Origin of the sequence: Micromonospora sp. CCTCC AA 2012012 (assembly GCF_040499845.1) — a bacterium.
In the GTDB taxonomy this organism is placed as follows: Bacteria; Actinomycetota; Actinomycetes; order Mycobacteriales; family Micromonosporaceae; genus Micromonospora; species Micromonospora mangrovi.
In genome coordinates this window covers 21,610-46,019 of sequence record NZ_CP159342.1, presented here as the reverse complement: position 1 = coordinate 46,019, position 24,410 = coordinate 21,610, and the positions used below count along the sequence as shown (strand labels likewise).

The 24,410-nt window shown below is 73.0% G+C and carries 22 protein-coding genes; 5 read left to right on the top strand and 17 right to left on the bottom strand.

What is annotated here, in order from left to right; translation table 11 throughout:
• Positions 1-116: 116 nt before the first annotated feature.
• Positions 117-2,633, bottom strand: a complete 2,517-nt coding sequence (gene pepN / locus ABUL08_RS00185) for an aminopeptidase N (protein ID WP_350933563.1) — start codon at positions 2,631-2,633, stop codon at positions 117-119.
• 66 nt (positions 2,634-2,699) lie between these two features.
• On the opposite strand from pepN, the gene ABUL08_RS00180 reads away from it, so the two are divergent.
• Positions 2,700-2,918 (top strand): DUF397 domain-containing protein, encoded by a 219-nt coding sequence (locus tag ABUL08_RS00180; protein ID WP_242793706.1) that lies wholly within the window; start codon positions 2,700-2,702, stop codon positions 2,916-2,918.
• Positions 2,919-2,932: 14 nt separating this feature from the next.
• Here the strand turns inward: ABUL08_RS00180 and ABUL08_RS00175 are convergent, their stop codons facing one another.
• Positions 2,933-3,340, bottom strand: coding sequence for a hypothetical protein (locus ABUL08_RS00175; protein ID WP_350933562.1), 408 nt, complete (start codon positions 3,338-3,340; stop codon positions 2,933-2,935).
• 258 nt (positions 3,341-3,598) lie between these two features.
• Here ABUL08_RS00175 and ABUL08_RS00170 point away from each other — a divergent pair, with 258 nt between their 5' ends.
• Positions 3,599-4,846, top strand: coding sequence for a cytochrome P450 (locus ABUL08_RS00170; protein WP_350933561.1), 1,248 nt, complete (start codon positions 3,599-3,601; stop codon positions 4,844-4,846).
• 11 nt (positions 4,847-4,857) lie between these two features.
• Here the strand turns inward: ABUL08_RS00170 and ABUL08_RS00165 are convergent, their stop codons facing one another.
• The 5 genes from ABUL08_RS00165 to ABUL08_RS00145 are packed head-to-tail and all read right to left on the bottom strand — an operon-like array spanning position 4,858 to position 10,169.
• Positions 4,858-5,316 carry a hypothetical protein gene (locus ABUL08_RS00165; protein ID WP_350933560.1) on the bottom strand — a complete coding sequence of 153 codons (459 nt, stop codon included), beginning with the start codon at positions 5,314-5,316 and terminating at the stop codon, positions 4,858-4,860.
• Between the two features lies 1 nt (position 5,317).
• Positions 5,318-7,765: a molybdopterin oxidoreductase family protein gene (locus ABUL08_RS00160; RefSeq protein WP_350933559.1), complete on the bottom strand. Its 2,448-nt coding sequence runs from the start codon at positions 7,763-7,765 to the stop codon at positions 5,318-5,320.
• A gap of 4 nt (positions 7,766-7,769) precedes the next feature.
• Positions 7,770-8,297: an HPP family protein gene (locus ABUL08_RS00155; RefSeq protein ID WP_350933558.1), complete on the bottom strand. Its 528-nt coding sequence runs from the start codon at positions 8,295-8,297 to the stop codon at positions 7,770-7,772.
• A gap of 58 nt (positions 8,298-8,355) precedes the next feature.
• Complete coding sequence (locus ABUL08_RS00150; RefSeq protein ID WP_350933557.1) at positions 8,356-9,534, bottom strand: zinc-dependent alcohol dehydrogenase; 1,179 nt, start codon at positions 9,532-9,534, stop codon at positions 8,356-8,358.
• Positions 9,531-10,169, bottom strand: coding sequence for an SRPBCC family protein (locus ABUL08_RS00145; protein WP_350933555.1), 639 nt, complete (start codon positions 10,167-10,169; stop codon positions 9,531-9,533). Before ABUL08_RS00145 ends, ABUL08_RS00150 begins: the two co-directional genes overlap by 4 nt.
• Before the next feature lie 244 nt (positions 10,170-10,413).
• Between ABUL08_RS00145 and ABUL08_RS00140 the strand changes: the two genes are divergently transcribed.
• Positions 10,414-11,547: a glycosyltransferase family 2 protein gene (locus ABUL08_RS00140; protein WP_350933554.1), complete on the top strand. Its 1,134-nt coding sequence runs from the start codon at positions 10,414-10,416 to the stop codon at positions 11,545-11,547.
• 61 nt (positions 11,548-11,608) lie between these two features.
• Here the strand turns inward: ABUL08_RS00140 and ABUL08_RS00135 are convergent, their stop codons facing one another.
• The 3 genes from ABUL08_RS00135 to ABUL08_RS00125 are packed head-to-tail and all read right to left on the bottom strand — an operon-like array spanning position 11,609 to position 13,633.
• Positions 11,609-12,292, bottom strand: coding sequence for a DUF3618 domain-containing protein (locus ABUL08_RS00135; RefSeq protein ID WP_350933553.1), 684 nt, complete (start codon positions 12,290-12,292; stop codon positions 11,609-11,611).
• Positions 12,289-12,792 carry a phage holin family protein gene (locus tag ABUL08_RS00130; protein WP_350933552.1) on the bottom strand — a complete coding sequence of 168 codons (504 nt, stop codon included), beginning with the start codon at positions 12,790-12,792 and terminating at the stop codon, positions 12,289-12,291. Before ABUL08_RS00130 ends, ABUL08_RS00135 begins: the two co-directional genes overlap by 4 nt.
• 31 nt (positions 12,793-12,823) lie before the next feature.
• Positions 12,824-13,633, bottom strand: a complete 810-nt coding sequence (locus ABUL08_RS00125) for a hypothetical protein (protein ID WP_350933551.1) — start codon at positions 13,631-13,633, stop codon at positions 12,824-12,826.
• Between the two features lie 198 nt (positions 13,634-13,831).
• Between ABUL08_RS00125 and ABUL08_RS00120 the strand changes: the two genes are divergently transcribed.
• The gene (locus ABUL08_RS00120; protein WP_350933550.1) at positions 13,832-14,314 is read left to right on the top strand and encodes a DUF4383 domain-containing protein; all 483 of its coding nucleotides are present in this window, start codon (positions 13,832-13,834) and stop codon (positions 14,312-14,314) included.
• Between the two features lie 121 nt (positions 14,315-14,435).
• The gene (locus tag ABUL08_RS00115; RefSeq protein ID WP_350933548.1) at positions 14,436-15,095 is read left to right on the top strand and encodes a DUF6766 family protein; all 660 of its coding nucleotides are present in this window, start codon (positions 14,436-14,438) and stop codon (positions 15,093-15,095) included.
• A gap of 22 nt (positions 15,096-15,117) precedes the next feature.
• Here the strand turns inward: ABUL08_RS00115 and ABUL08_RS00110 are convergent, their stop codons facing one another.
• The 7 genes from ABUL08_RS00110 to ABUL08_RS00080 all read right to left on the bottom strand — a co-directional run bounded on the left by ABUL08_RS00110 (position 15,118) and on the right by ABUL08_RS00080 (position 24,233).
• Positions 15,118-15,567: a GNAT family N-acetyltransferase gene (locus ABUL08_RS00110; RefSeq protein ID WP_350933547.1), complete on the bottom strand. Its 450-nt coding sequence runs from the start codon at positions 15,565-15,567 to the stop codon at positions 15,118-15,120.
• A gap of 70 nt (positions 15,568-15,637) precedes the next feature.
• Entirely contained in the window at positions 15,638-17,113 is a 1,476-nt protein-coding gene (gene obgE / locus ABUL08_RS00105) for a GTPase ObgE (RefSeq protein ID WP_350933546.1), read from the bottom strand.
• A gap of 89 nt (positions 17,114-17,202) precedes the next feature.
• Positions 17,203-17,457, bottom strand: coding sequence for a 50S ribosomal protein L27 (rpmA, locus tag ABUL08_RS00100; RefSeq protein WP_088960747.1), 255 nt, complete (start codon positions 17,455-17,457; stop codon positions 17,203-17,205).
• Between the two features lie 11 nt (positions 17,458-17,468).
• On the bottom strand, positions 17,469-17,783 hold the full coding sequence (gene rplU, locus ABUL08_RS00095) for a 50S ribosomal protein L21 (RefSeq protein ID WP_067312477.1): 315 nt from the start codon (positions 17,781-17,783) through the stop codon (positions 17,469-17,471).
• A 365-nt stretch (positions 17,784-18,148) separates the two neighbouring features.
• Entirely contained in the window at positions 18,149-21,199 is a 3,051-nt protein-coding gene (locus ABUL08_RS00090; protein WP_350933545.1) for an Rne/Rng family ribonuclease, read from the bottom strand.
• Between the two features lie 131 nt (positions 21,200-21,330).
• Positions 21,331-22,050, bottom strand: a complete 720-nt coding sequence (locus tag ABUL08_RS00085) for a TIGR03936 family radical SAM-associated protein (protein WP_350938409.1) — start codon at positions 22,048-22,050, stop codon at positions 21,331-21,333.
• Positions 22,051-22,247: 197 nt separating this feature from the next.
• Positions 22,248-24,233: a TIGR03960 family B12-binding radical SAM protein gene (locus ABUL08_RS00080; RefSeq protein ID WP_350933544.1), complete on the bottom strand. Its 1,986-nt coding sequence runs from the start codon at positions 24,231-24,233 to the stop codon at positions 22,248-22,250.
• Positions 24,234-24,410: the final 177 nt, after the last annotated feature.

Below are 24,410 nucleotides of genomic sequence, written 5' to 3'. Positions count from 1 at the left end.
CCCTCGTCGGGTGCGCCGCCCGCGTCGCGCCGGCCGCGATCGGCCAGCTCCCGGCTGGTCAGGTCCCGGCACAGGTCGCGGCCGGTCAGGCCCTGGACCGGTCGCGACCCGCCCAGTCAAGCGCCGGCGGCGGCCACCGCCGTGCGGGCCACCAGGGCGCGGCGCAGGTCGTCGTCGAGGTCGACCACCCTGCGACGCAGGCCGGGCGTGAGGTCGTCGCGGGCCAGCAGCGCCGCGGCCAACTCCCGGGTCGGCTGCGCCACGGCGTAACGGGGGAAGGCCAGGCCGGCGACCCGGTCGGCCACCCAGGCGGTACGCAACCGCGCAGCCGCCGGCATGTCGGCGAAGTACCTGGCCACGTACGGCGCGGTCAGCTCGGCCTGCTCGGGCTGCCAGAAGCCCTCCGCGGTGGCCTCGACGAGCCGGTTGGACGACTCGGTGCTGCTGGTGATGATCTCCCAGGCGGTGGCCTTGGCGGCGGCGTCGGGCAGCGCGGCGCGGCAGGCGGCGGCGCGCTCCGCCCCGGTGGCGCTACGGTCGGCGGCGGCCTCCGCGGCGATCTCGGCCTCGCCGGCCGCACCGAGCACCACCAGTCGCAGCAGCAGCGCCCAGCGCAGGTCGGCGTCGACCGCCAGCCCCTCCGGGACCCCGTCGCCGGCCAGCCAGCCGGCGAGCAGGGCGGTGTCGGTGGTGGCCCCGATCAGCTCCCGGGCGGCGGCGAGCTGCAACGATCCGCCCGCCGGTGCCCCGGCGAGCAGCGCGGTGCAGGCCCCGGCGACCCGGAGCAGGGCGGCGTCACGGGTGAGCGGGTCGAGGTAGCGGTCGATCAGGTTGCGGCTGAGGGTGAGCACGTCCTCGGCGATGATCACCTCGGTCTCGGCGGGCAGCGCCGCCGCGATCAGCGAGACCAGCGAGGTGACCGGGCGTTCCCCGTCGGTCGCCGCGTCCAGGGCCTCGCCCCAGAGCAGCGCCCGGGCCAGCGGGTCGGCCAGCGTCGGCAGGACCATCGGCACGGCGTCGGCCGATGCCGGGTCCAGGCGGATCTTGGCGTAGGTCAGGTCGCCGTCGTTCGGCAGCAGCAGCCCGGTGGCGGGAAGACCCACCAGCTCGGTGAGGGTGGTCCGGCCCTGGTCGGCGTCCGGGTCGAGGTCCACCTCGAACCGGCTCGTCGTGCCGTCCGGGGCGTACCGGCCGATGCCGATGCGGTGCGGGCGCAGCACCGGGTACGCCTCCGGCGCGGTCTGCACCACGGCCACGTCGGTCCACCGGCCGTCGGCGTCGACCGCCGTCTCCATCCGCAGCGTGTTGACCTGCGAGCGGCGCAGCCAGCGTTCCGCCCAGGCCGACAGGTCACGCCCACCGGCGGCGCTGAGGCTGTCGAGCAGGTCGGCCAGCGAGGCGTTGCCGAACCGGTGCTTGGCGAAGTGCGCGTTGAGGCCGGCGAGGAAGGCGTCGTCACCGAGCCAGGCGACGAGCTGGCGCAGCACGGCGGCGCCCTTGGCGTACGAGATGCCGTCGAAGTTGAGCAGCGCCTCGGCGGTGTCGGCGACCTCCTCGGGGGCCACCGGATGGGTGGAGGGGCGCTGGTCGACGGCGTACCCCCAGGCCTTGCGGCGCAGGGCGAAGGTGGTCCACGCGGAGCGGAAGCGGGTCGCCTCGGCGGTGACCCGGGTGCCGAGGTGCTCCGCGAAGGACTCGTTCAGCCAGAGGTCGTCCCACCAGCGCATGGTGACCAGGTCACCGAACCACATGTGCGCCATCTCGTGCGCGATGGTGGTGGCCCGCAGCTCCCGCTGGCTGTCCGTGACTGCCGAGCGGAAGACGTAGTCGTCCCGGAAGGTGACCAGGCCCGGGTTCTCCATCGCGCCGGCGTTGAACTCCGGCACGAACGCCTGGTCGTACTTGCCGAACGGGTAGCGCTCGGCGAAGAGCTGGTGGAAGCGGTCGAAGCACTGCCGGGTCACGGTGAAGATCTCGTCGGCGTCGGCGTCGAGGTGGGGGGCGAGCGAGCGCCGGCACCAGATGCCCAGCGGAATGCCGTCGTGCTCGGCGCGCCGGACGTGCCACGGGCCGGCGATCAGGGAGAAAAGGTATGGCGGCAGGGGCTCGGTGGGCGCGAACTCCCAGCGACCGGGGCGCGGCTGGGCGAGGAGCCGGCCGTTGGCCGCGACGGTCCACTCCGCCGGGGCGCTGACGGCGAGGGTGATCGGGGCCTTCAGGTCGGGCTGGTCGAACGCCGCGAAGATGCGCTGCACCTCGTCCAGGAAGGACATGGCATAGAGGTAGGTCTCGCCGTCGGCGGGGTCGACGAAGCGGTGGATCCCCTCGCCGGTGTTCGAGTAGGCCATCTCGGCGGTGACGGTGAGCGTGTTCTGCGCTTCCAGCCCGGCCAGCGGCAGCCGGTTGTCGGTCAGGGTGCCGGGGTCGAGGTCCCGGTCGTTGAGGCGTACGCCGGTCAGGGTCGCTGGCCTGACCTCGGCGAAGGTCGCGGCCCCGGGGGTGGCCCGGAACCGGATCGTGACGGTCGAGCGGAACCGCTCGCCGCCACCGGTCAGGTCGAGGTCCACCTGGTAGGACTCGACGGTAATCAACGCGCCACGCGCGGTCGCCTCTACACGGGTCAGGCTCGGCATCCGCTTATCCTGCCCGATGGGGATCCGGACGGACTCCCCGTCACGCGTGGCGATGGAGGAACAACGATGGGTCAGCACCCCAAGGGTGACTTCGATCTCTCCCGGGCGGTCTGGCAGCGGGCCGAGGGCGACACCTCCGACAGCGCCGTCGAGGTGGCCTTCGTCGACGATCTGATCGGCATGCGCAACTCCGCGGAGCCCGAAGGCCCGGTGCTGGTCTTCACCCAGGCCGAGTGGGACGCGTTCGTGGCGGGCGCACAGGACGGCGAGTTCGACCTCGACTGAGCGGCGCACCGGGCTCACCGGTCACCCTCGCCCCAGCTCAGCCCGCCGAGGCCGGGGGCGTGGTGGAAGCCGGGGTGGCCGGCGACGTCCGCGCAGCGTTCGCCGTCCGGCCCCTCGGCGCCGCAGAAGAGCCGCTCGGCCCGGTGCCAGGCGTCCGCCGGGGACCAGGCCGCGGCACCGAGCGCCAGCTCCGGGCGGAGCAGGTTCAGTGCCTCGGCGTACGCGACGGCGAGGTCGCGGGCCTGCTCCGGACCGGCGGCGGTGAAGCCGAGGTGGGCGGTGAACCAGCGCGGCGGGCGCGGCGCCGGACGGGGCGCGGCGAGGAGCGGTCGGTCCCCCGGGTCGGGGCCCACCGCACCGGCCCGCTCGATCGCCCGGACCACTCGCCGTTCCCGCCACCACGGCGGCATGTTCTCCCGCATCGGACCTCCCCGTCGTCGACCTGCGCCGGACCGCAGCCGCCGACGCGAGACCGAGCCAAGCAGCTTTCCGGCCCGGTGGGAGGGGCCAGCAGTCGGCTCGTCGGCTGGCCCCTCCCCCGGGGCGCGTCGACCGGTACCCTGCCGGCGGCCCGCACCGGAACCGGTTCGCGCCGAGCGGGATTCAGCCGCCGCGACCCGGGTAGACGCGACTGGCCGACCGGATCGGCCGGCAGGTTCACCCGTGTCAGGAGAGACCCGATGGCCACCACCCCCGCCGACCGCAGTCCGGAGAGCACGTGGGCGTTCCTCCGTGAGGGGTACCGGTTCGGCAGCTCCCGCTACGAGCGGTACGGAAGTGACATCTTCCAGACCCGGCTCCTGCTGGAGCGGACCATCTGCCTGCGCGGCCGGCCGGCGGCGGTGCTCTTCTACGACCCGGAGCGGTTCGTCCGCGCGGGCGCGATGCCCAGACGGGGACAACGCACCCTCACCGGCGTCGGCGGTGTGCAGGGGCTCGACGGCGGCGCGCACGGGGCCCGCAAGGCGATGTTCCTGTCGCTGATGACGCCGAGCGCGCTGCGGCAGCTCGGTCAGCTCTTCGACGACGAGTGGCGGGCCCGCATCCCCGACTGGGAACGGTCCGGGTCGGTGGTCCTCTACGACGAGGTCGGCCGGATGCTGACCCGGGCGGTCTGCGCCTGGGCCGGCGTCCCGCTCGACACCGGCGAGGTGGCCCGGCGTACGGCCCAGCTGCACGCGATGATCGAGGGGCCGGCCGTGCTCGGCCTCCGGCACTGGCGTGGCCTGCTCGCCCGTCGCCGGGCCGAACGCTGGCTCGCCGACGTGGTGGACCGGGTCCGGGCCGGCACGCTCCCCGCGCCGGAGGGCAGTGCGCTCCGGGTGATCGCCGAGCACCGGGACGAGCGGGGTCGGCCGCTGCCCCGCCGGATCGCCGCCGTGGAGCTGCTCAACGTGCTGCGCCCGACGGTCGCCGTCGACCGGTACGTGGTCTTCGCCGCCCTCGCCCTGCACGACCACCCGGCGTGGCGGGAGCGGGTCCGCGACGACCCGGACGCCACCGAGTGGTTCGTCCAGGAGGTCCGCCGCCACTATCCGTTCTTCCCGTTCGCGGCGGCCCGGGTGCGCCGGTCCTTCGACTGGCAGGGGCACCACTTCCCGACCGGCCGTCGGGTGCTGCTGGACCTGTACGGCACCAACCACCACCCGCAGCTGTGGCCGGATCCGGAGCGGTTCAACCCGGAGCGCTTCGCCGGCTGGCGGGACGACCCGTACGGCCTGGTGCCGCAGGGCGGCGGTGAGCACCTGGCCGGGCACCGCTGCGCCGGCGAGTGGCTGACCATCGAGCTGATCAAGCGGGCCGTCGGCCTGCTCACCACCGCCATGCGCTACGAGGTGCCGCCGCAGGACCTGGCGGTGAGCCTGAACCGGATGCCCACCCTCCCGCCCAGCGGCTTCGTCCTCGACGGCGTCCGCCGCACCGCCTGACGCCGGCCGTCCTACTCCGCGACGACGAGGGCCTGCGGCGCGGCCTGCTTCATCCGGGTACGCAGCCACTTGAGCTGGATCGCGGTCTCCTGTTCGCAGGACTTCACCACCGCCAGCAGTTCCTCGTCCCGGGCCCCGTACGCGGCCTGGCCGATCACCGTCCAGGAGATGTCGCACTCGGCGGCCATCAGATAGAGGTCCTGGAGGTCGCGGAGCAGCCCGAGCCCGCCGCTACGGGTGCCGGAGAAGAGCTCCGAGTGCAGCCGGTCCGGCTCGGCCGGGGCGTCCTCGGCGTACCGGCGGGCGAAGGGGGCGAGCTTCTCCGCGTGCCCGCGGCACTGGGTGGCGAGCTTCTGGCAGGTGTGGAAGACGTCGGGCTCCTCCCGGTGCGCCTCGCCCACCTCGGTGAAGGCGTCACCCAGGCGTTCCTGGGCCTTGTGCAGCAGTCCCAGATAGTGCGCGAGGTGCATCTCACTCCCCTCTCGACGGTGCCTCGGCGGCCGGGCCGCCGACGGTGGCCGGGATGTCCGCCCCGGCCAGTGGCGCGGAGCCGCCGACGGTGGGCGCGGGCGAGGGCCGGCCACCCGAGTCGGCCTCCTTCACCACCCGGACCGCGGCCACCTTGAAGATCGGCTGCTTGGAGACCGGGTCCCAGGCGGTGATGGTCAGCTCGTTGGCCGCCCGGTCGTGCCGCCCCTGGCCGGGAGCCGCCCCGTCGGCGGCGTCCCAGTAGCCGTAGTGGAAGGGGACGAAGACCACGCCGGGGCGTACCCCGCAGATCCGGGCGCGACCGCGGACGGCGCCGCGCGGCGACTCGACCCGGACCAGGTCCCCCTCGCCGACGCCGAGCTTGTCGGCGTCGGCCGGGTTCAGCTCCACCCAGGACTCCGGCGCGGCGTGCACCAGCTGGGTGGCCCGGCCGGTCTTGGTGCGGGTGTGGAACTGGTAGACGGTCCGGCCGGTGGTGAGCAGCAGCGGGTAGTCGTCGCTCGGCACCTCCGGCGACGGCTGGTACGCCACCGCGTGCAGGAACGCCCGGCCGCCCGGCTGCTTCGCCTTGTATTCCTCCGGCAGGTTCTCCGCCCCGGTCGCCAGGTCGTGCCCGTACGACTCGCAGTAGTCCGGGTCGGTGTTGAACACCGCGTCGGTGTAGAGCCGTTCGGTGCCGTCCGGCTGCTCGTCGGTGCAGGGCCACTGGATGCCGCCGGAGCGCAGCCGCTCGTAGGTGATCGCGGTGTAGTCGCAGGGCCGGCCCCGCGAGCACTCCTTCCACGCCTCGAACACCTCCTCCGGCCCGGTCCAGGTGATCAGCGGGTTCCCGTCGGAGTCGCGGAAGTCCATCCGGCGCGCGTAGTCGAGGAAGATGTCCAGGTCGGGGCGGGCCTCGCCGGGCGGCTCGACCGCCTTGTCGGAGATGTGCACGGTCCGGTCCACGCTGGTGAAGGTGCCGGTCTTCTCGCCCCAGGTGGCCGCCGGCAGCACCACGTCGGCCAGCTCGGCGGTCTCGGTGAGGAAGAGGTCCTGCACCACCACGAACAGCTCCGGCTGCGCCAGGATGCGCCGGATCCGGGCCAGGTCGGGCAGGGAGACCGCCGGGTTGGTGGCCGAGATCCAGAGCAGCTTGATCGAGCCCTGCTCGGCGTAGCGGAAGATCTGCATGGCGTGCGTCGGCGGCGACCAGTGCGGGATGGTGTCGACCTCGACGTTCCACAGCTTCGCCAGCTCGGCGACGTGCTCCTCGTTCTCCCAGTTGCGCAGGCCGGGCAGGTCGCCGTCGGCGCCGCACTCCCGGTTGTTCTGCGCGGTCGGCTGGCCGTTCATCTGATAGAGCCCGGCGCCGGGCCGGCCGAGCATGCCCCGGATCAGGTGGATGTTGTTCACCTGGCAGGAGGCCGCCGTCGCCTGGTTGGACTGGTAGAAGCCCTGGAGCACGGTGGAGAGCAGCCGCTCGGACCCGCCCAGCAGCTCGGCGGCGCGTTCGATGTCGCGGGCCGGCAGGTCGCAGATCTCGGCGACCTTCGCCACCGGATAGTCCTCGACCACCTCGCACAGCTTCTCGAAGCCGAGGGTGTGGGCGCGGACGTACTCCTCGTCGTACCAGCCGCGGTGGATCAGCTCGCGGAGCAGGCCGTTGAGCAGCGCCATGTTGGTGCCGTTGCGCAGCGCGAGGTGGACGTCGGCCTCCCGGGCCACCGGAGTGGCGCGCGGGTCGACCGCCAGCATCGCCGGCGGGTTCGGCCCGCGCCGCCGGTCCAGCATCCGCATCCAGAGCACCGTCTGGGTCTCCGCGACGTTGTGCCCCCAGAGCGCGATCGCGTCGCAGTGGTCCACGTCGGTGTACGACCCGGGCTGCCCGTCGGTGCCGAAGGACGCCTTCAGCGCGGCGGCGGCGGTCGCGGTGCAGAGCCGGGTGTTGCCGTCCATGTGCGGGGTGCCCAGGCCGGCCTTCCCGATCACCCCGAGGGTGTAGTACTCCTCCAGGAAGAGCTGGCCGCTGGTGTAGAAGCCGAAGTGGCCCCAGCCGCCCGGGCCGTCCCGCAACTCCTTCGAGCGGGCCACGATCCGGCCCATCGCGGTGTCCCAGTCGGTCTCCACCAGCCGGCCGCCCTCGCGTACCAGGGGGCGGCGCAGCCGGTCGGGGCTGTGGTTGGCCTGCCAGCCGTACAGGTCCTTGGGGTCGACCCGGCCGTTGTTGATCCGGTCACCCGGCCGGCCCCGGACGCCGACGATCCGGTCGTCCACCACCGCGATGTCCATCGCGTCGCCATTCGAGTGCAGGATCGACGCGCTCGGCACCCAGCGCTGCACGTCGGCCTCGGTGTGGCCGTCGGCGAGGAAACTGTCCACCCGCACCGGCCACCGTTCACCCGGCCCGTACGGCGTGCGCGGCCCCCAAGGGTCCGCGATCCGGTCCACCATCTTCTCAACCTTCCTTCGATGCCCAGACCGGCATCCGACGGCCGGTGGCCCGGTTGAACAGCAGGTCCACCAGGGTCACCAGGAGCACGGCGGCGAACGCGATCACCAACTGGGTGGGGGTGCGCAGCAGGCCCAGGCTCACGATCAGTGTGGTCGCGCCGGCCGGCGGGTGCGCGGCTTTCAGCAGCACCAGCACCGCGGCGGTGATCGCCAGGGAGCCGGCGGCGGCGACGATCCGGGGCCAGCTGACCCCCTCCTGGAGCACGGACGGGTGGTCGGCCAGGCCGGTGACGGTCAGCAGGGCGTAGCCGGCGAGCAGCGCCACCAGGTGTCCGATGACGGTGTTGCGGGGCGACGACTCCGGCTTCTCCGGCTGTTCGACGTGCAGCATGATCGCCGGTCCCAGGCTGGGGAAGAGCCAGGGCTGGCGGGTCAGCAGGGCCACCGTGCCGGCGATCACCACGGCGAGGGCGCTGCCGCCGAACGCCCGCACGGCGGGCCGGGACGGCGTCTCATCGATCTCGGCAGGCATGTGAAGCTCTCTACCCTGCCCTGGGCCGTCGAATCGACGCACGCCCCGGCGGGCCGGTTCAGTTCAGCTGCGGGTGCAGGACGGTACGCAGGCAGCCGTCCTGCTTCTTCTCGAACATCTCGTACCCCCGGGCCCCCTCCTCCAGCGACATCGGGTGGGTGGCGAGGTAACCGGGGTCGATCTCGCCGGCGGCGAGGCGGTCCAGCAGCATCGGGATGTAGCGCTGGGCGTGCATCTGCCCCATCCGCAGCGTCAGGGCCTTGTTCATCGCCGCACCGAGCGGGAACTTGTCGACCAGGCCGCCGTAGACGCCGACGATGCTGACCGTGCCGCCCTTGCGGCAGGCCATGATCGCCTGCCGGACGGAGGTCGGCCGGTCGCTGGCCAACCGCGCCGACTGCTTGGCCTTGTCGTACGCGTAGATCGGGCCGACGTCGTGCGACTCCATGCCGACCGCCTCGATGCAGGCGTCCGGGCCCCGGCCGCCGGTCATCTCCCGCAGCGCCTCCAGCACGTCCGTCTCGGCGTAGTTGACGGTCTCCACGCCGAGCCGGTCGGCGGCGGCACCGAGCCGCTCCGGCAGCCGGTCGATCACGATGACCCGCTCGGCGCCGAGGAGCTGGGCCGACCGGGCGGCCATCTGACCGACCCCGCCGGCACCCCAGACCGCCACCACCTCTCCACCGGAAAGGTTGCAGAAGTCGGCGGCCATCCAGCCGGTCGGCATCGCGTCGGAGGCGAAGACCACCGAGTCGTCCGGCACCCCGTCGGGCACCCGGAACGCGCCGACGTCGCCGAAGGGCACCCGGATGTACTCGGCGTGGCTGCCGGAGTAGCCGCCGGCCGCGTGCGAATAGCCGAGGATGCCGGCCGGCGAGTGCCCCCACAGCTTCTCCGGGATGACCGGCTGCGGGTTGGAGTTGTCGCAGAGGGAGTACTGCTCGGTGCGGCAGTACCAGCAGCCGCCGCAGGCCACCACCGAGCCGACCACCACCCGGTCACCGACCTTCAGCCGCTGGACGGCCGGGCCGGTCTCCACCACCTCGCCCATGAACTCGTGGCCGAGGATGTCGCCCTCCCGCATCGCCGGCAGGTAGCCGTTGATCAGGTGCAGGTCGGAGCCGCAGACGCTGCTGGCGCGGACCTTCACGACGATGTCGCCCTCGGCGCGGATCCGCGGCTCCGGCACGTCGCGGACGGCGAGCTTGTCGACGCCCTCCCAGCAGAGTGCCCTCACGGCCGGCCTCCGGTCATCAGCTTCTCCCGGACCTTGTCGGTGGCCTTCTCCTGCGCGGGGCTGCGCCCCGACGGGTCGTGCCGGGTGTCGATCACCTGACCGGTCTCGATCAGCGACTTGATCCGGCGCAGCGCGGTCCGCAGGCCCAGGTCGGGATCGCGGCCGGTGGTCAGCCCCAACGTCCGGCGTACCGGGCCGGAGCGCCAGCGCAGCTCGGCGCGGATCTCGGTGCCCCGGTCCTGCGGCGCCGGGACCAGCTCGACCCGCCCCTGCTGGGCCACCGGCCCGTCGGTCACCCGCCAACTGAACCGGCCGGGGCCGTCCACGGTCAGCTCGGCGCGCCACTCGGTGCCGCCGCCGGCCGGGTCGCTGGCCACGCAGCGCCACCGGTTGTCGTCGAGCTGTTCCAGGGTCGCCCACTCGGCCAGCGCCCGGTCGAGCCGTTCCCGGTCGGTCCAGAAGCCGATGACGGCGTCCACCGGACGGTCCACGGTGATGGCGCGGTGGACGACGTACCAGCCGCCCGTCCGATCCGGCTGGTGCCGGTGTCGTCGCCGGGCGACCACCCGACCGACGCCGACCGCGGTCGCCGTGGCGACGCCGGCCACGGCCCACCTCGTTCCGTTGCTGGTCATCACGTCTCCTCCACCCGGGCGTCCGGGACTGGACCGCCCGCATCCCGCAGCGCTACCCGGCAGGGAGGCGCCGAAACGGCGCAGCGGTTTCATAAGCGAAAAACCGGGCACCCGGCGGTGACCGTTCGCACGACCCTCGGGAGGCGGCCGTGGCGTTCGACCCCGGCGAGCACGGCCGGCACGGCCCGGCCGACGTCCAGGACAGCCGTGGGCACGTCCCCGCCCACCGGCTCGGGGAGGCGACGTGAGCGCCCCGGCCCGCGACCCCGACGCCCGCGCCGCCACGGTCGCCGACCGGCTCCCCGCACCCACCCCGGTCCGCGGTGGGCCGGCCGACCCGGCGGGCCCCAGGCCACGGCCCGCGCTCCTGCCGGTCGAGTACGTCCTGCCGCTGCGCTGGTCCGACGACACCGGCCTGACCGAACTCACCGACCACCTGCGCGTCCTCGCCCGCTGGGTGGACGTGACCGTGGTCGACGGCTCCCCGCCCGACCTCTTCGCCCGGCACGCCGCCGCCTGGCGGTACCTGGTCCGGCACGTCCGCCCCGACCCCGCGCTGCGCGGCGCCAACGGCAAGGTGCGTGGCGTGCTCACCGGGGTGGCGCTGGCCCGGCACGAGCACGTGGTGATCGGCGACGACGACGTCCGGTACGACGAGACGGCGCTGCGGGCGGTGCACGCCCTGCTGGACCGGGTGGACCTGGTCCGGCCGCAGAACCACTTCGACCCGTTGCCCTGGCATGCCTGGTGGGACACCGGCCGGGTCCTGCTCAACCGGGCGTTCGGCGGGGACTGGCCGGGCACCCTGGCGGTGCGCCGCAGCACCTTCCGCGCGATGGGCGGCTACGACCCGGACGTGCTCTTCGAGAACCTGGAGCTGGTGCGCACCGTGCGGGCGTACGGCGGCAGCACGGCGACCCCCGCCTGGCTGCACGTACGCCGGCTCCCGCCGACCGCCGCGCACTTCCACGGGCAGCGGGTCCGGCAGGCGTACGACGAGCTGGCCCAACCGGTCCGGCTGCTGGCCTCGCTGGCGGTGCTGCCCGGCGTGGTGGCCGCGTTGGTGGCCCGGCGTCCGGGACTGCTGCTGCGGGCCGCCGCGGTGACCGTGGCGGTGGCCGAGCTGGGGCGTCGGCGGGCCGGTGGCCGCCGGGTCTTCCCGGCGCACACCGCGCTCGCGGCGCCGCTCTGGGCGCTGGAACGCGGGGTCTGCTCCTGGCTGGCGCTGGCTGCCCGGCTGCGCGGCGGGGTCCCCTACGCGGGTGCCCGGCTGCGCACCGCCGCGCACTCCCGGCGCGCCCTGCGCCGAAGGCTGGGCGACCCCGGGCCCGGCGACCTGACGCTCTGGGTGCAGGCGGACGACCGCCGGCCGGACTGAACGCCAAGGGCCCCCGGTCGACGGCTGGCGTCGACAGGGGGCCCTGCTGCGTGGAACCCGATCAGTACCGGGCCTGTTCGCGGGCCTGCTGCGCGGTGTCCTTGACGTCGTACGCGGCGGACTTCGAGTCGTCCTTCACCGCGTGCACGGCGTCTTGCGCGGTCGACTTCAGCGACTCGGTGGCGTGCTGCGCCGGCTCGCGCAGCTCCTCCTTGATCTCGCTGGCGACCTCGCCCAGCTTCTCCTTCACCACCCCGCTGTGCTCGGTCGCCTTCTCCTTGACCTGCGACGCCAGCTCCTGCTCGCGGCGCGTGGTCGGGATCAGCGAGGAGACCAGCATGCCGACGCCGAAGGCGATCAGGCCGGCGGCCAGCGGGTTGCCCTGGGACTTCTCGCGGATCACCTGCGGAGTCCGGTGGGCGGCGTCGCCGACCGTCGAGGCGGCGGCGTGCGCCTTGTCACCCACGGTGGACGCGGCGGCGTGCGCCTTGTCACCGACGGTGGAGGCCGCCGAGGAGACGTGGCCGCCGGCCGAGTGCGCGGCGTAGCCGGTGCTGTGACCCAGGTCGGAAGCGCTGCCCATCACCTTGTCCTTAACGTTCTGGAGCGCGTTGCGCGCCCGCTGCTTGCGGTCGTCGACGATGCGGCTCGGGCTGACCTTGTACGCCAGCGCGTCCACGTCGGTGCTGAGGCTGTTGCGCGTCGCCTCGATCTCCCGGCGGATCTGGTCGGGATCGGTGCTCATCGGGTGACTCCCTCCGGGTGCGGCTTGAGCGCGTCGGGGATGCGCTGCACGCTGTCGTTGGTCTGCTTGAGGCCGCGGATGTTCTCGGCGTTCTTCTTGGCCTTGGAGTAGAGGACGGCGGCGACGACGGCCCAGACGACGGCCACGATCAGCGCGGCGAGTCCCTCGTCCATCACGTTGTCCAGGAACTGCCAGATGGCGATGGAGACGAAGAGCGCCACCATGTAGCCGCCGAAGCCGGCGCCACCGTAGAACCCGGCGGCCTTGCCCGCCTTCTTGCCCTCCTGGCGGATCTCCGCCTTGGCCAGCTCGACCTCCTGGCGCATCAGCGTGGAGAGGTCGGTGGTGACCGAGCGCATCAGCTCACCGATCGAGCTGCCGCGAACCTCGTCCGCGCTGTGCGGCGCGGTCGGGTCCCCGGCGTAGGGCGCGTTCGCGTGGTGCCCCGGGTCGACCGGGTACGCGGCGTTCACGCCGGATCCCTGCGTCGGCATGCTCATGCCGTCGCCTCCCTTCTGTCGCGTCGGCCGCTCACGGGCGGGTGGTGCCGCTGGACGGCACGCCCGGCAGCGGGTCGGTCTGGTTCACCGGCGGCAGCGGCTGACCGGTGCCCGAGTACGGGTCGGCGTAGCTGCCCGGGGTCGGGTCGGCGTAGCCACCGGAGGCCGGCTGCGCGTAGCCACCCGGCGCGGCGTAGCCCGGGTCCGGCTCGGCGTAGGTGCCCGGCGTCGGGTCGAGGTAGCCGCCCGGCGGGACGTCGGAGACGGTGCGCGAGTTCGGGATGACCGCGGTCCGGTCCGGGTCGTAGCCGTACGCCCGCTGCGCGGTGCCGTTGTCGTCACCGGCGGCGGCGATGTTCTTGGTCAGTCGACCGGCGAGCACACCGAGGACGGCGGCCCCGACCAGGAAGGTGCCCGGGTTGCGGCGGGCGTAGGTCTTCACCTCGTTGAGGATGTCGCCCGGCTCGCGCTGCTCCAGCCAGCCGGCCACGCCGTGCACCCGGTCGGCGGCCTGGTGGGCCAGCTCGCTCACGGGGCCGCTCTGGCCGCTGTTCTGCGCCATCGAGCGCATCTCCTCGGCCAGCGAACGCAGGCCACCGGCGGCGCGCTGCTGCTGCTGGCTGGTCTGCGCGGTGACCTGGTTGCGGGCCTCGCCATAGAGGTTGCGAGCCTGGCGCTTCGCCTCGCCGACAACCTCCTTGCCCTGGTCCTTGGCGGTCTGTGCGACCGCGCCACCCGCGTTGGCGGCTTCTGAGCCGACCTGGCGGGCCTGGTCACGGACACCGCCGTTGTTCGACTCCTGCCCGTACGTGGAGGACGTGGGTGAGAGATCGTAAGTCATGATTTCCCTTCCGCTCGGATAGTCGTCGCGGTTGCGCTGGGGGGATCACACCGACGCGGTGCCGGCGTGACCATTGACCTACCCCCGGTCGCCGGGTCCATGCCTGATTCGTCATTTCTCTGCGGAACCGGCCCCTCGTGATCACACAATGGAGGGTCGTCCCGCCCGGGCGGCGGCTGATCCACGGAGGTGACAGCGATGGCACGCCACGCGCGCGAACGCGCCCCGGCCGGTCGGAGACCCCGCATCCAGGCGATCGCCGCCGTGGTGGCCGCCCTCTTCGTGGTGATCGGCGTGCTCGGCTTCGTGCCCGGCTTCACGACGCACTACGGCGACCTCGCCTTCGCCGGTCACCACTCCGGGGCGAAGCTGATCGGGCTGTTCCAGGTGTCGGTCCTGCACAACGTCCTGCATCTGCTCTTCGGGCTGGTCGGGCTGGTGCTGTCCCGCCGGCTCGCCGGGGCACGGCTCTTCCTGGCCGGAGGTGGTGCCGCCTATCTCGGCCTCTGGCTCTACGGCTTCGCCATCGACCGGGAGTCCGCCGCCAACTTCGTGCCGCTCAACGACGCCGACAACTGGCTGCACCTCTTCCTCGGCTTCGGCATGCTCGCCCTCGGCCTGCTGCTGGACAACGACGCGGGCACCGGCGGCCGGCTCGACACCCCGATCGACCGCCCCTGACCTGCGCCGTCACCCGGCGGGTGGCCCCGCCCGACACGCCGTACGGGCGTTTGCCGGAACATTGCCCAGGGCAACGATGGGTGATCACGGGGAGTGACCCGACGGACGAGGAGGTCCTGCGATGCCACGGTGGTTGCGGGAGAACGCGCTGACGGTCGCCATGCTGGGCGCGTTCCTGATCTTCCTGCTGTTGCAGAGCGTGTTCGGTTGGCAGGTGCACAACGAGGAACTCACCCAGTACGGCGCCGCACCGCTGAGCTGGTGGGCGTACCTGGGCACCGGGCACTTCGCCGAGGCGGTCTTCGAGAACTGGGAGTCGGAGTTCCTGCAGATGGGTGGCTACGTGCTGCTCACCGCGTACCTGGTGCAGAAGGGCTCGGCCGAGTCCAAGCCCGAGGACCAGAAGGACCGACCCGACGACGACCCGCGCCGGGCCAAGCCGGACTCGCCGTGGCCGGTCCGGGTCGGCGGGCTCCCCCTCGCCGTCTACCGCAACAGCCTGTCGATCGCGCTGCTGATGATCTTCGCCGGCTCGTTCCTCGGCCACCTGCTCGGCGGCGTGGTGGCGTACAACGAGGAGCAGGCGCTGCAGAGCGGCGCCGCCCCGATCAGCGCCGTGCAGTTCCTCGGCACCAGCGACTTCTGGTTCCAGTCGATGCAGAACTGGCAGAGCGAGTTCCTCGCCGTCGGCGTGCTGATCCTGCTGAGCATCGTGCTGCGCCAACACGCCAGCCCCGAGTCGAAGCCGGTCACCGCCGCCCACGCCGAGACCGGCGCGTGACCCCGGCCGGCCCGGCGGTCGCTCAGGCCGCCACCGGCAGGCGCTTGGCGAAGCAGACGCTGTACGGGTTGTCGACGTACTCGCCGTAGACCGGGATCGGCCGGTAGCCGGCGGAGGTGTACAGCCCGATCGCCGCCGGCAGGTAGGTCCCGGTCTCCAGGCAGACCACGCTGTGCCCCCGCTGGAAGGCCAACTCCTCCAGGGCGGTCAGCAGCTGCCGGGCGATCCCCCGCCCCCGGTACGCCGGGCGGACGTACATCCGCTTCAGCTCGCCGGTGTCCCGGCCCAACGCCTGGATGCCGCCGCAGGCGACCGCCCGGCCGCCGTCGACCACCACCAGGTACCGGATGTCGTCGTGGGTGATCGTCGCCTGGCCGTCCAGCCCGCCGTCCGCCGCGCGCAGCTCCCGCTGCTGGGCGGCGACCAGGGTGGCGATCTCCGGATCGGTGGCGGGCCGGGACTCGATCAGCATTCCGTCACGGTAGGTGCGGCGGATTTCGCGCAGGTTTCCGGCCGACGACCCGGGCACGACCCCGTCGGGGCTATTCCCAGTCGTCGTCGTCCATGTCGGCGTCGAAGCCGTCGTGCTGCGCGGCGTCCTCCGCCTCGTCCTCCGGCCGCTGCCGGCGCGCCTTGCGGGCGGCCAGCCGCTCGGCCGCGGAGAGCCGGTTGGACTTCTCCTCCAGCCGGACGTCGGTGCCCCGGTTGCCCGGGATGAAGTCCGCGCCCGCGTAGAGGGTCGGCTGCCAGTCGAACTCCCGCTCGCCGATGCGCACCAGGTCGCCCGGGTTCGCGCCCGCCTTGGCCAGCTTCTCCTCGACGCCCAGCCGGGCCAGCCGGTCGGCCAGGAAGCCGACGGCCTCGTCGTTGTCGAAGTTCGTCTGCCGCACCCAGCGCTCCGGCCGGACACCCTTGACGGTGTACGAGCCGTCCGGCTCCGCCTCGATGGTGAAGCCGGCGTCGTCGACCGCCTTGGGGCGGATCACGATCCGGGTCGGCTCGGCCGGCGGCGCGGCGCTGCGGGCCTGCTCGACCAGCTCGGCCATCGCGTACATGAGCTCCTTGAGCCCCTCACGGGTGGCGGCGGAGACGTCGAAGACACGGAAGCCCCGCTCCTCCAGGTCGGGCCGGACGATGTCGGCGAGGTCCTGCCCGTCCGGCACGTCGACCTTGTTGAGCGCGACGAGGCGGGGCCGGTCGGCGAGACCGCCGTACTCGGCCAGCTCGGCCTCGATGGTGTCGATGTCGGCGAGCGGGTCCCGGCCGGGCTCCAGCGTCGCGGTGTCGACCACGTGCACCAGCACGGCGCACCGCTCGACGTGGCGGAGGAACTCCAGCCCGAGACCCTTGCCGGTGGCCGCGCCGGGGATCAGCCCGGGCACGTCGGCGACGGTGAAGGTGTGGTTGTCCACCCGGACCACGCCGAGGTTCGGCACCAGGGTGGTGAACGGGTAGTCGGCGATCTTCGGCTTGGCGGCGGAGATCACCGAGATCAGCGACGACTTGCCGGCGGACGGGAAGCCCACCAGGCCGACGTCGGCGACGCTCTTCAGCTCCAGCACGACGTCGAGCCGGTCCCCGGGCTCGCCCAGCTCGGCGAAGCCGGGGGCCTTGCGCCGGGAGTTCGCCAGCGAGGCGTTGCCGCGGCCGCCGCGACCGCCCCGGGCCGCCTCGAAGGTGGTGCCGGCGCCGACCAGGTCGGCCAGCACCTCGCCGTCGAGGGTCTGGACCACGGTGCCGTTCGGCACCTTGATGATCAGGTCGTGGCCGTTGGCCCCGTCCCGGTTCGAGCCCGCGCCGCCCTTGCCGTTCTCGGCCTTCAGGTGCGGCCGGAAGTGGAAGTCGAGCAGCGTGGTCACCTGCGGGTCGACCACCAGCGAGACGCTGCCGCCGTGCCCGCCGTTACCGCCGTCCGGCCCGCCGAAGGGCTTGAACTTCTCCCGGTGGATGGAGACACAGCCGTGCCCGCCGTCGCCAGCCTGCATGTGCAGGACGACCCGGTCAACGAACGTCGTCACGACGCCAATCCTTCCAGCGGGGTCCGCCCCGCACGGGGAAAAGCGAAGCGGGCCGGGACACGAGGTCCGCGGCCCGCTTCGCGAGAGAACTACTGCTGCGGCACGATGCTGACGGTCTTGCGACCACGCTTGGTGCCGAACTGGACCGCACCGGCGGACAGCGCGAACAGCGTGTCGTCGCCGCCACGGCCGACCAGGTCACCGGGGTGGAACTTGGTGCCACGCTGACGGATGAGGATCTCACCCGCGCTGACGACCTGACCACCGAAGCGCTTCACGCCGAGTCGCTGGGCCGCGGAGTCACGACCGTTACGCGAGCTGGACGCACCCTTTTTGTGAGCCATTGGAGGACGACCTACTTCCCGCTGGAGATGCCGGTCACCTTGACCTGGGTCAGCGGCTGGCGGTGACCCTGGCGCTTGTGGTAGCCGGTCTTGTTCTTGAACTTGTGGATCCGGATCTTCGGGCCCTTGGTGTGCGCGGCGATCTCGCCGGACACCGCGACCTTGGCAAGCTTCGCCGCGTCGGTCACCAGGTCGTCACCGTCGACGAGGAGCACCGCGGTGAGCTTCACCGCGTCACCGGGGGCACCGGTGAGCTTCTCGACCTCGATCACGTCGCCCTCGGCGACCTTGTACTGCTTGCCGCCGGTCTTGACGATCGCGTACATCGGAGGCGGACTCCCTGTCGTTGAGGCTGCTAGCGTCTTTTCCCACCGTTTCCGGTCGGTCGTTCCCACGGCGACTCGCCGGGTAGCAGTGACACCGGCGGCGCGGGCACGCGGGAACTCGGCACACCAAAGTGCGCCGCAGGAAAGAGTACGCCATGAGCCGGCCCGTCCCCAAACCGGGCCCGCCGTTCAGCCCGGTCACCCGCCCCGCGCGGCGCTGCCGGCGCGCCGGCCCGCCCCGGGAAGGGCGCGGCCGGTCAGCGGCCCACCGCGCCGTCCTGAGCCGTCCCCACGGGTACGACAGGGCCCCCGCCACCGGACAGCCGGGGCGGGGGCCCTGTCGAAACGTCGTGCGGCTCAGTGCCTCACGGCCGGGTACGCCGCCGGGCGCCCCCGCGGCGCGAGCGCCGCCGCCCACCGCCGCCCTCGGCACCGTCGTCCTCGCCGTCGCCGAGCGCGTCCGGGTCGTCCGCCGCGGCCAGCCGGGCGGAGTCGCCCTCCTGGCTGTCGGCGACCGCCGGGGCGGCCGGCGTCTCGGTCTCGTACCGGGAGAGGTCGTAGCCCATGGTGTCGTGGTACTCCGCCTCGCTCGGCGGCTCGACCCGGGCCGCCTCGACACCGGGCGCCTCCGCCTCGGGCACCTCGGCCACCTCGACCACGGACCGCTCGGGCGTCTGCGCCGTCTTGCGGGCCCGCCGCCGGGAGGAGGCGGAACCCGACTCGGCCGGCGGGGTGGTGGTGACGGCCGAGGCGACCGCCTTGACCTTCTCCCCCGCGTTGCCGCCGGTTCGCGGCTTCTCCGGCACCGGCTCGGTGTGGATGATCAGGCCGCGACCCTTGCAGCACTCGCAGGTCTCGCTGAACGACTCCAGCAGGCCCGCGCCGACCCGCTTGCGGGTCATCTGGACCAGGCCCAGCGAGGTGATCTCGGTCACCTGGTGCTTGGTGCGGTCCCGGCCCAGGCACTCGGTGAGCCGGCGCAGCACCAGCTCCCGGTTCGACTCCAGCACCATGTCGATGAAGTCGATCACCACGATGCCGCCGAGGTCGCGCAGCCGGAGCTGACGCACGATCTCCTCGGCCGCCTCCAGGTTGTTCCGGGTGACCGTCTCCTCCAGGTTGCCGCCGGAGCCGGTGTACTTGCCGGTGTTGACGTCGATGACCGTCATCGCCTCGGTCCGGTCGATCACCAGCGAACCACCCGAGGGGAGGAAGACCTTGCGGTCCAGCCCCTTGAGGATCTGCTCGTCGATCCGGTACTCGGCGAAGACGTCGCCGGTGCCGACGTACCGGCGCAGCCGCTCCACCAGGTCGGGCGAGACGTGCGACAGGTACGACTCGACCATGTCGTACGACTGGTCGCCCTCGATCACCAGCTCGCGGAAGTCCTCGTTGAACAGGTCCCGCACCACCCGGATGACCAGGTCGGGCTCCTCGTACAGCAGCACCGGGGCGCCACCCTCGGCCGCCTTGGCCTGGATGTCCTCCCACTGCGCCTGGAGCCGCTTGACGTCGCGGGCCAGCTCGTCCTCGCTCGCCCCCTCGGCGGCGGTCCGGACGATCACACCCGCGCCGTCCGGGACCAGCTTCTTCAGCGCGTCCCGCAGCCGCTTGCGCTCGTTGTCCGGCAGCTTCCGGCTGATGCCGGAGGCGTTGCCGTTGGGGACGTAGACCAGGTGCCGGCCGGAGAGCGCGACGTGGCTGGTCAGCCGGGCGCCCTTGTGCCCGATCGGGTCCTTGGTGACCTGCACCAGCACCGAGTCGCCGGACTTGAGGGCCTGCTCGATCGAGCGGGCCCGGCCCTCCAGGCCGCTGGTGTCCCAGTTCACCTCGCCGGCGTAGAGCACGGCGTTGCGGCCGCGCCCGATGTCGACGAACGCCGCCTCCATGCTCGGCAGCACGTTCTGCACCTTGCCGAGATAGACGTTGCCGGCCATGGTGCCGGAGGAGTTGCGGGTGACGTAGTGCTCGACCAGCACGCCGTCCTCCAGGACGGCGATCTGGGTCCGGTCACCGCGCTGGCGTACCGCCATCACCCGGTCGACCGCCTCCCGGCGGGCCAGGAACTCCGACTCGCTCAGGATCGGCGGCCGGGTACGCCGCTGCTCGCGGCCGTCCCGGCGGCGCTGGCGCTTGGCCTCCAGCCGGGTCGAGCCGGAGACGCCCTGCACCTCGTCGACCGCGCGACGGGGCTCGCGGATCTTCACCACGGTGGGTACGCCGTCGTCGGCGGTCCCCTCGACGTCACCGGCACCGCGCCGACGGCGGCGACGACGGCGGCGGGTCATCCCGTCGCCCTCGCCCTCGTCTTCCTCGGCCTCCTCGGCTTCGGCCTCCGCCTCGGCGGCACCGGCCGGTACGGCCTCCTCGGAGTCCTCGTCGTCGAGGTCGTCCGCGCCACCCTTGCCACGGCCACGCCCACGGCGGCCCCGCCGCCGGCGACGCCGGGCGGCGGCGGTCTCGTCCTCGTCCTCGTCCTCGGTCTCGGCGGTCTCCTCCGCCTCGGCGGTGGGTTCCTCCTCGGCCTCCACCTCGACCGGTTCCGCCTCGCGGCGGCCCCGACGGCGACGCCGGCCGGTCTCGACCGGCTCCTCGGCGGCCGGCTCCTCGACCACCGGCGCGGGCGGGGCGGCCCGGACGACGGGCACCTCGTCCGGCTGCGGGGCCATGAAGAGCACGGTCGGCGCGGAGAGCGCGGGCCGGCGCCGCCGGGTCCGCGGCTCCGGCTGCTCGACCTCGCCGGGGACTGCCGCGCCGGGCTCGACCGCACCGGTCGGAGCGGCGGCCGGCGGCACCTCGGCGGTGCCGACGGCGGTCGGGGTGGGCGCACCGGCGACCTGCCCGGTCGGGGTCGGCTCGCCCTCCTCGCCCTCCTCGGCCTCCTCGACCGGCTCGGTGTCGGCCTGCGGCTCGGCGACCGCGTGCGGCTCGGTGGCCGGACCGGCGGGGGCGGCGGCCTCGTCGGCCGGGGTCTCCGCGGCGGGGATTTCCGCAGCCGGGGTCTCGGCGGCCGGCGGGACGGCCTTCTTCCGCCGGGTACGGGTCACCTTGACCGGCGGAAGGACCTCCGCGGAGGCCTCCTCGACCCCGGTGGCGACCACGGGCTCCTCGACCGCATTGGCGGTGGTCGCCTTGCGGCGCCGCCGGGTGGTCTTGGGCGCGGACTCCAGCTCACCGGCGATCGGGGCGAAGACCTCCGCCTGGGGGGCCTCGCCGCTGGTCGACCCGGCGTCGGTGGACGCCTCGGCCGGGGCGTCGGTCTGCTCCGGCTGGTTGAGCGGGGCCACCCGGCGCCGGCTGGCCCGCTTACGCGGCGGGGGCGCGGCCTCGGGCGTGCCGGCGGTGCTGGTCTCGGCGGTGTCGGCGGCCGGCTGAGAACCGGTCCGTTCGCCGCCCTCGGGCTCGTTCTCGAGCATGGACGTTCTCCAGTTCTGGCTGCCCCGGGCGCGGGTGAGCGCTGCCACGCAGGGTCGCCGCAAAAGTGTTTCCGCCGGGCGCGCGGGAAGCGCGACCGCCGAAGTCTGCCTGCCAGAGCACTGACCGTCGGTCAGTGCTCTCCGATGGCTGCCCCGTCGCGGTCCGCATCCAACGGATCCACGATCTCGCCCTGCGCGGTCAACGTGCCCTGAGCCAGCCGGATCACCTTCGGGGAGACCGGCGGCTCCAGGTCGGCCACCACGCGGAGGCCGGAAAGGACGTCATCGGGCCGTACGGACGGGGTGACCTGCCGCACGACCAGTTCGAGTATCGCACACGGCGCGGCGGGGACCCCGGAAGGCGTCTGCGCCGACGGCAGGACATCGATGCGGATGACGGCCGCCCGGGCGTCGAAGGTGCGTCGCCCCTGCTTGGTCATCCGCTCGACCTGGACCTCGTCGGCGGCGGTGAAGGCGGCGACGGCGCGCTCCAGCACGGCCGGCTCGACCTCGGGCAGCTCGGTGCGCCAGTGCGAGGCCTCGATCCGGTCGGGCAGGTTGCCGCCGGCGGCCACCACCGCGTCGAGCACGTCGAGGCCGGGTGAGAGCGCCGCGTCGAGCGCCGCCCGCAACTGCGCCGGGTCGACCGGTTCGCGGAGCCCGATCTCCAGGTATTCCGCCTCGCTGGCCACCCCGGTGGGGGCCGCCGAGGCGTACGAGATCTTGGGGTGCGGGGTGAAGCCCTGGGAGAAGGCGATCGGTACGCCGGCCCGGCGCAGCGCGCGCTCGAAGGCCCGGGCGAAGTCCCGGTGCGAGGTGAACCGCAGCGGTCCGCGCTTGGCGTACCGGATCCGGACGCGCTGGACGACGGGCGCCTGCCCGCCCTCCGGCTGTGGTTTCTTGCTGATCGTCGTGCTCCTCGTCGGTCAGAACCGGGTGATCATGAAGTTGCCGTCGGCGACACGCCGTGCCGCAGACGATAACTTCATGATCACCGGGCGGAGCGGGCGGCGCGCGGGAGACCCGCGGCGCGCCCGCTCCGGTGCGGTCACTGCTGGGCGCCGGTGGGGACCTTCAGGCCGTTGACGGGGGTGAGCGGGAGCAGCTTCTTCCCGGTGGGGCCGATCTGGATCTCGGTGTCCATGGAGGGGCAGACGCCGCAGTCGAAGCACGGGGTCCACCGGCAGTCGTCCTGCTCGTACTCCGACAGCGAGTCCTGCCAGTCCTGCCAGAGCCAGTCCTTGTCCAGCCCCGAGTCGAGGTGGTCCCAGGGCAGGACCTCCAGCTCGTCACGCTCCCGGGTGGTGTACCAGTCGAGATCCACGCCGAAGGTCGGCAGCACCTCGGCGGCGGCGGTCACCCAGCGCTGGTAGGAGAAGTGCTCGCTCCAGCCGTCGAACCGGCCGCCGTTCTCCCAGACCTTGCGGATCACCGCGCCGACCCGCCGGTCACCCCGGCTGAGCAGGCCCTCGATCAGCGACGGCTCGCCGTCGTGATAGCGGTAGCCGATCGCCCGGCCCAGCGAGCGGTCCGAGTTGATGGCCTGCTTGAGCAGCTTCAACCGGCGGTCGATGGTCTCCGGGTCGGCCATCGAGGCCCACTGGAACGGGGTGTGCGGCTTCGGCACGAAGCCACCGATCGAGACCGTGCAGCGGATGTCCTTCGAGCCGGTCGCGGCGCGGCCGGCGCGGATGACCTCGTGCGCCATGTCCGCGATCTCGAGGACGTCCTCGTCGGTCTCGGTGGGCAGGCCGCACATGAAGTAGAGCTTCACCTGCCGCCAGCCGTTGGTGTACGCGGTGACCACGGTGCGGATGAGGTCGTCCTTCGACACCATCTTGTTGATCACCTTGCGGATCCGCTCCGACCCGCCCTCCGGGGCGAAGGTCAGACCGGTCCGCCGCCCGTTGCGGGACAACTCCTGCGCCAGGTCGATGTTGAACGCGTCCACCCGGGTCGACGGCAGCGACAGCGAGACGTTGGTGCCCGCGTACTGCTCGGCGAGGCCGGAGCACATGTCGCCGATCTCCGAGTGGTCGGCCGACGACAGGGAGAGCAGACCCACCTCGTGGAAGCCGGAGAACTCCAGGCCCTCCTTGACCATCTGCCCGACCGTGGTGATCGACCGCTCCCGCACCGGGCGGGTGATCATGCCCGCCTGGCAGAACCGGCAGCCCCGGGTGCAGCCCCGGAAGATCTCCACCGCGTACCGCTCGTGGACCGTCTCGGCGAGCGGGACCAGGGGCTTCTTCGGGTACGGCCAGGCGTCCAGGTCCATCGTCGTGCGCTTGTGCACCCGGAACGGCACGTCCGGGCGGTTCGGCACGACCCGCTGGATCCGGCCGTCGGGCAGGTAGTCCACGTCGTAGAAGCGGGGGACGTAGACGCTCTCGGTGCGGGCCAGCCGCAGCAGCAGCTCGTCCCGGCCACCCGGGGAGCCCTCCGCCTTCCACTCCCGGACGATCGTGGTGATCTCCAGGACCGCCTCCTCGCCGTCACCGAGCACGGCGGCGTCGACGAAGTCGGCGATCGGCTCCGGGTTGAACGCGGCGTGCCCACCGGCCACGATCACCGGGTCGGCCTCGGTCCGGTCGGCGGCGAGCAGCGGGATGCCGGCCAGGTCGATCGCGGTGAGCAGGTTGGTGTAGCCCAGCTCGGTGGAGAAGGAGACGCCGAAGACGTCGAAGTCGCGGACCGAGCGGTGCGCGTCGACGGTGAACTGCGGCACGCCGTGGGTGCGCATCAGCGCCTCCAGGTCCGGCCAGACCGCGTACGTCCGCTCGGCGAGCACGTCGGGCAGCTCGTTGAGCACCTCGTAGAGGATCTGGACGCCCTGGTTGGGCAGCCCCACCTCGTACGCGTCGGGATACATCAGCGCCCAGCGGACCACCGCGGCGTCCCAGTCCTTGACCACCGCGCCCAGCTCGCCACCGACGTACTGGATGGGCTTGGTGACCTGGGGCAGCAGCGGCTCCAGCCGGGGCCAGATCGAATTGGCCGCGGCGGGGCGCGGCGTCGTGGACGGGGCACTCATGATGCCCAAGGGTACGCGCCCACCCGACGGGCGAGTTCGGCGACGGTGGCGCGGCGGTACTAACCTCGGACCGGCGCGAGAGGAGTTGCCGCGATGCCGGAGCCGCAGCCGGGAGCAGACCGGCCGGCCGACGGGAGCACCCCGGTCACCGACCAGGAGCGGGATTCGGCGGTCGCC